Source organism: Thermoplasmatales archaeon (assembly GCA_014361245.1).
Lineage (GTDB): Archaea > Thermoplasmatota > E2 > UBA202 > JdFR-43 > JACIWB01.
In genome coordinates this window covers 1-9,032 of the sequence record JACIWB010000047.1, presented here as the reverse complement: position 1 = coordinate 9,032, position 9,032 = coordinate 1, and the positions used below count along the sequence as shown (strand labels likewise).

Sequence of the window (9,032 nt, the reverse complement as noted above, 5' to 3'; positions counted from 1 at the left end):
CTTCGATGTCGTCTCTCTGCATCCTGGCGGTGCAGCAGCCGCCAAGGGTGGGGTTGTTCGCCCATTAAAGCGGATCGTGAGATGGGTTTAGACCGTCGCGAGACAGGTCGGTTGCTCTGCGCTGGAGGTGTCAGGTGCTTGAGGGGAAGGACCCCTCGGTACGAGAGGAACGGGGGTCCGCAGCCTCTGGTCAACCAGTTGTCCGACAGGGCAAGCTGGGCAGCTACGCTGTAAGGGATAACCGCTGAAGGCATCTAAGCGGGAAACCCACCCCAAAACGAGGCACCTTTAGGGCCCGGGTAAAACACCCGGTTGATAGAGCTGGGGTGTAAGCGGGAAGGCAACGACCCGTTCAGCCCGCAGCTACTAATCGCCCGAGCAACTCTCGCTTAACAGACTATGTATGCAAGGGGTTTGACGGCCATAGCGAAGGGGAAACACCCGGTCCCATCCCGAACCCGGCAGTTAAGCCCTTCGCGTATCGCCCGGTACTATGTTGCGCGAGCACATGGGAAAGGCGGTATGCTGTCAAGCCCTTTTCCTTTTCATTTTTGTTTTGGATTTTTATATTCCTCAGAGCAGAAAAGGAAAAAGAGAAAAGATTAATAGATGATGAATATTGTAATATAACATGGTTAAGGAAATCATATTTCTTGTCGAGGAGGCAGAGGAAGGCGGATATATAGCAAAGGCTTTAGGGTATTCCATATTCACTGAAGCTGAAAATATTGAAGAGTTAAGGAAAATGATTGTAGATGCCGTAAAATGCCATTTTGATGAAAAGGAAGGATATGCCTTCCTTAATAAGAATGCATATTGTTAAAGATGAAGTGATTGCAATATGAAATTGCCCCGCCATGTTGGTGGAGAAGATTTAATAAAACTGTTGGCAAAATTTGGATATGAAGTTGTTAGACAAACTGGAAGCCATGTTAGATTGAAGAGTGAGGTAACGGGGGAAAGCCCATTTCATCACAATTCCTCTTCATAAGCCATTAAAACTTGGCACATTGAATAATATTTTATCTGATATTGCAGAATACCTTCAAATGAGTAAAAAGGAGCTGATGGAAAAGTTGTTTAGATGAATTGTTGCGCGAGCCCGTGGGCATGGCAATGCTGTCAAGCCCTTTTCCTTTGTTTTTCCCGTTTTTGAAGAAAAAATGATGAAATGCGGTGCAGAACTTCATCAAATTTAAGAAGCTCTTTCACTTACTATATAATCTGTTACATACTCTGCAATATCCGCTGAATACTCAGCAAATCTTCTGATGCTGTCGCTTATCTGCCCTATATGAATAACTGATTTAGCATCTTTTCCAATTGCTTCATTGTTTATTTTCACACATTTATCATTTATTTTTTTAGCCATCTCTATGCATTCATTGGCTTCCTCTAAATTCTTACCAAAAAAGGATTTCATACTCATTTTGAAAATTTTTAATGAAAAAATTTCAGCGGAAATAATTTTTTCTTCAAGCTCCTTGCCAATTTTATTTAAATTTTTAATGCCCTCCGCCATCCTTACCGCATGGTCTGCGCACCTTTCAAGGATTCTGCTCAGGAGAGGATAGTTTATAAAAATTTCTTCCCCAAAAATATTTCTTGATAATATATTGTATTGCCTTGAAATGAGCCAGTGGAGCCTGTCCACATCATCATCTCTTGCAATGATATCTTTCAAAATTTCTTCATTGCGATTTCTTATTGCATAAATCAAATCTTCATGCATTGACAAAACAACCGAAAAAATTCTACTGATTATCTTTTCAAAAGGTAGCTCGGAAGGATTTAAAAAATCTTTTATTATTATTGAATGCCTTCCTTCCTCTATAATTTCAAAGCCAATTGAGCATTTTATAAATTTTTTTACAACATTTCTTATAGATGGTTTTATTTCCTTTGATTTTAATATGATAATGTTGTAGCCATCAACATAACTTGCAAGTAAAAGCCTGAAAATATAGTTTTCATCCCCTTCTGCATCAAACTCTATAACTCTCTCTTTAATTTTTTTCATTTTTGGAATTATAACAATATTTCCGTCTCTTGCTTCAATTACCCCAACTTTATCATTTTTCTTTATTCCATTTTTTATTGCCCATTCTTTTGGCAGAGAAATTATAAAGGAAGAGCCACCGCTAACCTGCACTTTTCTTAATTCCATAAACAGATATACAAAATTTTATATATATTTTTCTATAAAATTTTTAAAAATATGTATCAATACATATTTTATTTCGAAAAAATATATATATCCCGGCTTTTTTATTCATGATGAAAATGAATAAAATAAAAAAATTGTTGCCTGCCTGTGTTATATGTATAGCTCTTGTGGGATGCATAGGTACAAGAGAAACAATAAACATAGCGGGCTCAACAACAGTTCTTCCGATAGTGCAAAAATGTGCTGATAGATATATGCAATTGCATCCTGAAGTTGATGTAAGGGTCAGCGGAGGAGGCTCGAGCATGGGAATAAAAAATGTTGGCGATGGGATTGTTGATATAGGCATGGCTTCCCGCGATATAAAAGATTCAGAAAAGAGCAACTATCCTGATTTGGTGAAACATGTAATAGCAAAGGATGGAATAGCAATAATAGTTCATCCTTCTAACCCGCTTAGCAACCTTACGAGCGAACAACTGAAAGGTATATACAACGGCACATACACAAGATGGGAAGAATTTGGATGGACTGGCGAAATAGTAGTAGTTGGGCGCGACACCGCAAGCGGCACCGGCGAGTTTTTCTGGGAGCATGTAATGAAAAAAGAAAATTTTACATCAGGCATGCTTGCACTGCCTTCAAATGGGGCTGTGCATGATAAAGTGGCAAGCACACAAAATGCAATAGGTTTTGTGGGAATTGGATACATCAGCAATAAGGTTAAAGCATTGAAACTTGATGGGATTGAGCCAACATTAGAGAATGTAAAAAACAAAGTTTATCCACTTGCGAGAGAGCTATATCTTTTTACAAAAGGAGAGCCAACAGGCCTGACCAAGGATTTCATAAATTTCGTAAAAAGCGATGAAGGCCAGAAAATAGTTGAGGAGGAAGGATTTATACCTCTTTAACTATTACATTATGCATCTCAAGGAAAAGCTGGTAAGTTCTTTACTTTTCCTGAGTGCATTTTTTTCTGTAATAATAATATTCCTGATAATAATTTTTATTCTGAAAGAAGGAATGCCTATTTTTTTGAAAGAAGGGCTTAACTTTATTTTTGGCAGGGAATGGAAGCCGGAGGGAGAGATATATGGCTTCGATGCCAGCTACGGAGCATTACCATTAATACTTGCAACATTGCTCACCACTTTCATGGCAATTGCAATTGCAGTTCCTCTTGGTATAGGAAGCGCAATATTTATATCACATCTCGCCCCCAAAAGAATAAAATCCTTTATTAAATCAATGATTGAACTTCTTGCAGGGATACCCTCTGTTGTATATGGTTTCTTTGGGCTAGTTGTTCTTGTAAATTTTTTTCAGGCAAATTTCAATGTTGCGAGCGGCGAGGGGTGGCTTGTTGCATCAATTGTGCTTGCGATAATGATACTGCCAACCATAACAAGCATAAGCGAGGATGTAATAAGCTCCGTGCCTTCTGAGTATGTTGAGGGAAGTTTTGCATTAGGAGCGACTAAATGGAGGACAATCAGAAAAATTGTTTTGCCAGCTTCATTGCCAGGAATAATTGCATCAATTGTGCTTGGAATTGGAAGAGCTGCAGGCGAGACAATGGCGGTGATGATGGTGATAGGCAACTCCGCTCTTATGCCAAACTTAAAAATGCCATTTATGCCTTTAAAAACAATTACATCAGCGATGGCGATAGAAATGGGTGAGTCACCAACAAATTCAATGTGGCATCATGCACTTTATGGACTTGCGGTTCTGCTTTTAATAATTGCATTTTTTGTGAACTGGTTTGCAATGAAAATAATTGAAAGGAATAAAAAGGCAAGGGTTAATGAGAATTTAAAAAAATATGCAAAAATTTTCTTTTCAATAATTCTATTCTTTCTAACAATCTATATTTTAGAGGTTTATTCAATAGCAATATTTGGAATTATTCTGCTTCTCTACTTTATAATGAAAAGGGAGGTTATTTCTGAAAAGATTTATCAAAAAATTGCCTTCTCACTAATAAGCTTATGTGCGTTTATTTCAATTTCGATTCTCTTCATAATCCTTTATTATATTTTCTCAAATGGAATAAGCGGGCTTAACATAGAATTTTTAACAAAACCGCCGAGTAATTTGGGCAGAGAAGGAGGGATTTTTCCAGCAATTGTTGGAACTCTACTTTTAGTTGGAGGAGCAATTTTATTTGCAATGCCTCTTGGGATAGGAGCGGGAATATATTTAAATGAGTATGCAAGGGAGGGAAAAATAAAGAAAATAATTTTATCCAGCATAACAATGCTAAATGGAACTCCTTCAATAGTTTTTGGTCTTTTTGGCCTGACATTCTTCGTAATATATCTTAAATGGGGGATATGCCTTCTTGCCGGGCAAATAACGCTTGCCTTAATGATTCTTCCTACAATCATAAAAACAACTCAGGAAACACTTAAAACAATTCCCCAGCATGTGAGAGAGGGGAGCTTTGCACTGGGAGCAACAAAATGGCAGACAATAAAAAAAATTGTCCTGCCTGCTTCCCTGCCGGGAATAATGACTGGGGCAATTTTAAGCATAGGCAGAGCAGCTGGAGAGACTGCACCAATTCTTTTTACCGCAGCTGTTTTCAGCCAGAAATTTCTGCCAGGTAGCATTTTCGAGCCAGTGATGGCACTGCCATACCATCTTTTTATAATTATAACATCTGTTCCAGGAGAGGAGGCAAGGAGGAATGCTTTTGCAACCGCTGTTGTTCTTACATTGCTCGTGATAGTTCTATATATGGGTGCTATAATAATAAGAAATAGATACAGGAAAAAGATAAGGTGGTGAGATGGAAATCATAAGAACAGTTAATCTAAATTTATGGTATGGAAGCAAGCAGGTATTGTTTGATATAAACATGGGAATAGAGAAAAATAGAGTAACTGCTCTAATTGGTCCATCTGGATGTGGAAAATCAACTCTAATAAGATGCTTCAACAGGATGAATGATTTGATAGATGACTGCAGGGTAGAGGGGAGTGTTATTATTGATGGATATGATATATATAGCGAGGATGCTGACCCAGTGGAAGTGAGGAAGAAGGTGGGGATGGTTTTTCAGAAGCCAAATCCTTTTCCAAAATCAATTTATGAAAATGTTGCATATGGAGCAAGAATTCAGGGGATAAAGGATAAAAAAGAGCTTGATAGAATTGTTGAAAGAAGTTTAAAGCAAGCTTGGCTTTGGGATGAAGTTAAAGACAGGTTGAATGAATCAGCATTAAGTTTATCGGGGGGGCAGCAGCAAAGGCTCTGCATTGCAAGGGCTTTGGCTATTGAGCCAGAGATAATATTGATGGATGAACCGTGCTCCGCTCTTGATCCTATAGCAACTGCAAAAATTGAGGATTTGATAGATGAACTGGAAAAAAAATATACGGTAGTAATAGTTACACATAATATGCAGCAGGCAGCAAGAGTTAGTGATTATACGGGCTTTCTCTATCTGGGAAGGCTAATTGAGTTTGGAGAGACAAAGCAGATATTTGAAAATCCGAGAGAAGAATTAACTGAAAAGTATATAACGGGTAGATTTGGGTGATAAAATGGTTGAAAAATTTCATCATGAGCTGGAGGAATTGAAGGAGAATATTGTAAGTATGGGAAATCTTGCAAAGGAAATGCTCATCAAATCAGTAATTGCTCTTAAAAATCAGGATAATGAAATCGCTGACTGGGTATTATCAAAAAAAGGCGAAATTGCTAAAATGGATGAAGAAATCGAGGAGAAGGCGTTGCGTTTAATTGCTTTATATCAGCCAATGGCAAAGGATATGCGCACTATAGCAGTCTGCCTGAAGATTATAACATATCTAACGAGAATAGGAAGATATGGAAAAGATATTGCAAATGTTGCAAAGGAGCTATCTTCTGAGCCACATATAAAAAAGCTTGTTAGCATTCCATATATGGCTGATATTGTCTGCAAGATGATAGACGACGCTTTATATGCATTTAAAACAGAAGATTTAACTCCTCTGCAGGATTTTTCCGAAAGAGATGATACCATAGATGCCCTGCGCTATTCCATATTCAGGGAATGTCTAACCTATATGATGGAAGACCAAAAATACATTACGAGATGCGCTCACTATATGATGATTGCACGCTATCTGGAGAGGTGCGCCGACCATGCCTGCAAGATAGCGGAGAAGATATATTATATGGTAAATGGAGTTAGAATAGAAATAAAATAATTAATTCTCGCCCACTATCTTCTTGATTATCTCATCGGTTTTTGGTAAATCCGGACTATCTTCTGGTAGATAAAGCATAACCCCTCTTTTTGCTGGTCTTATTATAATTTTTCCTTCCTTTGCCATTCTTGTGGTTACTTCAACTGGATTTTTTCCGAAATATTCTTTAAATGCAGCATTAAAACCGCTGAATACACTGTGTATTCCTTTATATGGCGGCTTTCTGAGTTTTTTTATTGCATTAATAACAAATTCTTCTTCAGATATTTTTGCTTCCATTTTTATCAAAAAGACAATAGGGAAAAGATATTTCAATTTTTCTTTTTATTTGAATATTGCCGATTGCTATTAAAGGGAACGGGAAAATGAAAAAAAATTATTGGAAGAAATTGATTTATTCTAAAATTCCCTACTCTATTTTTACTTCAACATTATTTTCCTTTTCTGCTATCCATGGAATTTCTATTTCAACTATTGAATTAGGTGGAATTTCAACTCCCTCAATTCTATTCTTTTCCTTTCCATTCACCATAAGAATGACTTTTTTATTTTCAGCTTTCTTTTCTCCAGTATTTTCTATTCTAACTTTTGTTATAACTTTTTCTCCTTCTCCAAATCCTTTTGGCTCATGCTGAATTTCCGTCTTAAGTATAGGCATTTCCTCGCGGAGGGTAACAAGCATGTTTATCTTCTCCCTTCTTCCCTTTTCTGGAATTAAAATAAAATCAATTGATGCCCATTCTTGCAGGCTCTCTCTCTCGGGAACAATCACATTAACTACTATTTCCTCTCTCTCCCCTCCATCAAGAACAATATCCTGCTTGTTTGCATAAATCCTCCATCCGGCTGGTATTTTTCCTCCAATTGCTGTTCTATACTTCATTCTCTTCTTTGAGGGATTCTCTACCAAAACCGAAAAACTCCCTTTCCCGCCCGGCGGCAGCTCGATGCTTCTTTCATCGCATAGTATAATTGCGGTTTTGCCTGTTTCCCTATTTATATAGTATGCAACAAAAAGAAGAATGGCGGTAAAAACAACAAAAAGTATAAAACCTATGCCCCATTTGCTACCTTCTTCCACGGGAATTATAACTGATATTGCTATGTAATCGGATGCATTTGCATTTGATGATTCTGCTTCAACTTCAATCATCTCACCGCTCTCTGCATTTTTTGGAATTTCAACTGTTAAATTAATTGTTCTGTTTTCCCCTGGCCCTAATGTTATTTCTCTTTCTTCGAGACTACAACTCCAGTTTGATATTACCTTTAATTTATAGGTATCAGAAAGATCTCCTGTATTTTTTACACTGAATGGAACCGTTAAATTTTTCCCTGCTTCTCCCTCTATATTTTTCTCAAAAAATGTTACAATTACTCCATAGTTAAATGCTGTAACTGTTGTATTTAGCCAGATTGAATCATATCCTATGCTTCCCTGTGCAACTATTGTAATGTTAAGATATTCTCCTTCCTCTGCATCGTAAGGAGGTTTAATGCTGACAATTGATGTATTTACTGAATTTCCCTCAACAACCAATTCATCTGGATTTATTTCAACCCACCATCCGTTGCTGTAATCCGTGGAAAGAGTTACGGTATCATTTTCTGCACCTGTATTATATATGAGGAGATTATATGTTACTTCTCTTCCAGGTTTTGTGCTTTTCTCATTATTCCAGCATTCCAAGTTTATTCCCCCGCCACCTATATCCAGTGGTATTGATGCGTAGGAAAGGGCATCTATCGAATCATAAAGTATGTTTGTATCAAATAAAGTTGAAAATACAGCCAAGGGGAGATACGAAAATATATCAACTACCTTTTCTATTTTTATTCCAAGCAAATGATTTGATGGTAACATGTATTCAATATCGTTTAAAAAAACAGTATCCAATTTTATGGTATCATTTTTTAAAAATAGCATAGGATGAGGACTTGTTGAGGCAATTATATCAATGTCTCCTTCTGGAGAAATGTCAACGAGATATAATTTTACAAATCTTATCTGGAAGGGAATGAATGTAATTTTTGTGTATGCTTCCAACCAATAACCAATGCTGATATCACCACTTATTTTTATATCCTTTTCAACAGGTAGCATGGCCCATATAGCAGGCTGTTCATCAATATTTATAGATGAAGTATATGTAGCTGAAGGGCGGGATGCATCCATTAATTTTACATCCGGGTTGTATGGATTTGGCTCATCATGGAAATAATAGTAGCCAGCATTTGCATTTATTGAAATTGCAAATATTAACAACAAAGGGATTAATTTTTTCATGAAGTAAAATATGGAATGTTTATATATATTTTTGTTGCAAGATATCAGTATCTCCGAAAGTGAAAATTTAGAAAAAATTATTTCCTGAGGCAAAATCCCAGATTATGGAAAAAGAAAGGATAATGCCTCAGGCAAATAATAAATCTTTAAGGAAATTAAATAGATTTTGTTTTAGTTTGGTAAGAAATATTATTAACTTTCATTCTAATAAAAATTCGATATATGAGGATGAAAAAATTTTGAAGGGGATAACATTTTGCTCAATAAGGGGAAGATACCTTGAAAATGGTTGCAAAAGATTGGAAGAAATAACAAAATATAAAATTCCAGATGCTGACACAGTTTATACAAGATTAAGTAAGAAAAATTTTAA

8 protein-coding genes, 1 rRNA gene, 2 pseudogenes and 1 other annotated feature are annotated in these 9,032 nt (G+C 36.7%); of the genes and pseudogenes, 8 read left to right on the top strand and 3 right to left on the bottom strand.

Annotation, left to right across the window (positions count from 1 at the left end; all coding sequences use genetic code 11):
- Positions 1-2: 2 nt before the first annotated feature.
- Positions 3-384 (top strand) — a sequence feature (possible 23S ribosomal RNA but 16S or 23S rRNA prediction is too short).
- Between the two features lie 29 nt (positions 385-413).
- The 3 genes and pseudogenes from rrf (at position 414) to H5T45_06635 (ending at position 1,088) form a co-directional block, all read left to right on the top strand.
- Positions 414-534: ribosomal RNA gene (gene rrf, locus H5T45_06645) — 5S ribosomal RNA — on the top strand.
- A 97-nt stretch (positions 535-631) separates the two neighbouring features.
- Positions 632-845, top strand: a pseudogene (locus H5T45_06640) (2-oxoisovalerate dehydrogenase).
- Positions 842-1,088: pseudogene (locus H5T45_06635) on the top strand (type II toxin-antitoxin system HicA family toxin). Before H5T45_06640 ends, H5T45_06635 begins: the two co-directional pseudogenes overlap by 4 nt.
- A gap of 107 nt (positions 1,089-1,195) precedes the next feature.
- Here the strand turns inward: H5T45_06635 and H5T45_06630 are convergent.
- Positions 1,196-2,167, bottom strand: a complete 972-nt coding sequence (locus tag H5T45_06630) for a phosphate uptake regulator PhoU (protein MBC7129385.1) — start codon at positions 2,165-2,167, stop codon at positions 1,196-1,198.
- Between the two features lie 107 nt (positions 2,168-2,274).
- Here H5T45_06630 and H5T45_06625 point away from each other — a divergent pair, with 107 nt between their 5' ends.
- Genes H5T45_06625 through phoU form a run of 4 tightly spaced genes read left to right on the top strand, consistent with a single transcriptional unit; the run spans position 2,275 to position 6,372 of the window.
- Positions 2,275-3,081, top strand: coding sequence for a phosphate ABC transporter substrate-binding protein (locus H5T45_06625; protein MBC7129384.1), 807 nt, complete (start codon positions 2,275-2,277; stop codon positions 3,079-3,081).
- A gap of 10 nt (positions 3,082-3,091) precedes the next feature.
- Positions 3,092-4,963: a phosphate ABC transporter permease PstA gene (pstA, locus tag H5T45_06620; protein MBC7129383.1), complete on the top strand. Its 1,872-nt coding sequence runs from the start codon at positions 3,092-3,094 to the stop codon at positions 4,961-4,963.
- Between the two features lies 1 nt (position 4,964).
- Positions 4,965-5,717: a phosphate ABC transporter ATP-binding protein gene (locus H5T45_06615; protein ID MBC7129382.1), complete on the top strand. Its 753-nt coding sequence runs from the start codon at positions 4,965-4,967 to the stop codon at positions 5,715-5,717.
- A gap of 4 nt (positions 5,718-5,721) precedes the next feature.
- Positions 5,722-6,372 (top strand): phosphate signaling complex protein PhoU, encoded by a 651-nt coding sequence (gene phoU, locus H5T45_06610; GenBank protein MBC7129381.1) that lies wholly within the window; start codon positions 5,722-5,724, stop codon positions 6,370-6,372.
- Here phoU and H5T45_06605 read toward each other — a convergent pair whose 3' ends face one another.
- Positions 6,373-6,651: a hypothetical protein gene (locus H5T45_06605; GenBank protein MBC7129380.1), complete on the bottom strand. Its 279-nt coding sequence runs from the start codon at positions 6,649-6,651 to the stop codon at positions 6,373-6,375.
- Positions 6,652-6,781: 130 nt separating this feature from the next.
- Entirely contained in the window at positions 6,782-8,659 is a 1,878-nt protein-coding gene (locus tag H5T45_06600; protein ID MBC7129379.1) for a hypothetical protein, read from the bottom strand.
- A gap of 104 nt (positions 8,660-8,763) precedes the next feature.
- On the opposite strand from H5T45_06600, the gene H5T45_06595 reads away from it, so the two are divergent.
- Positions 8,764-9,032: hypothetical protein (locus H5T45_06595; protein MBC7129378.1), on the top strand; the 269-nt coding region annotated here is incomplete at its 3' end.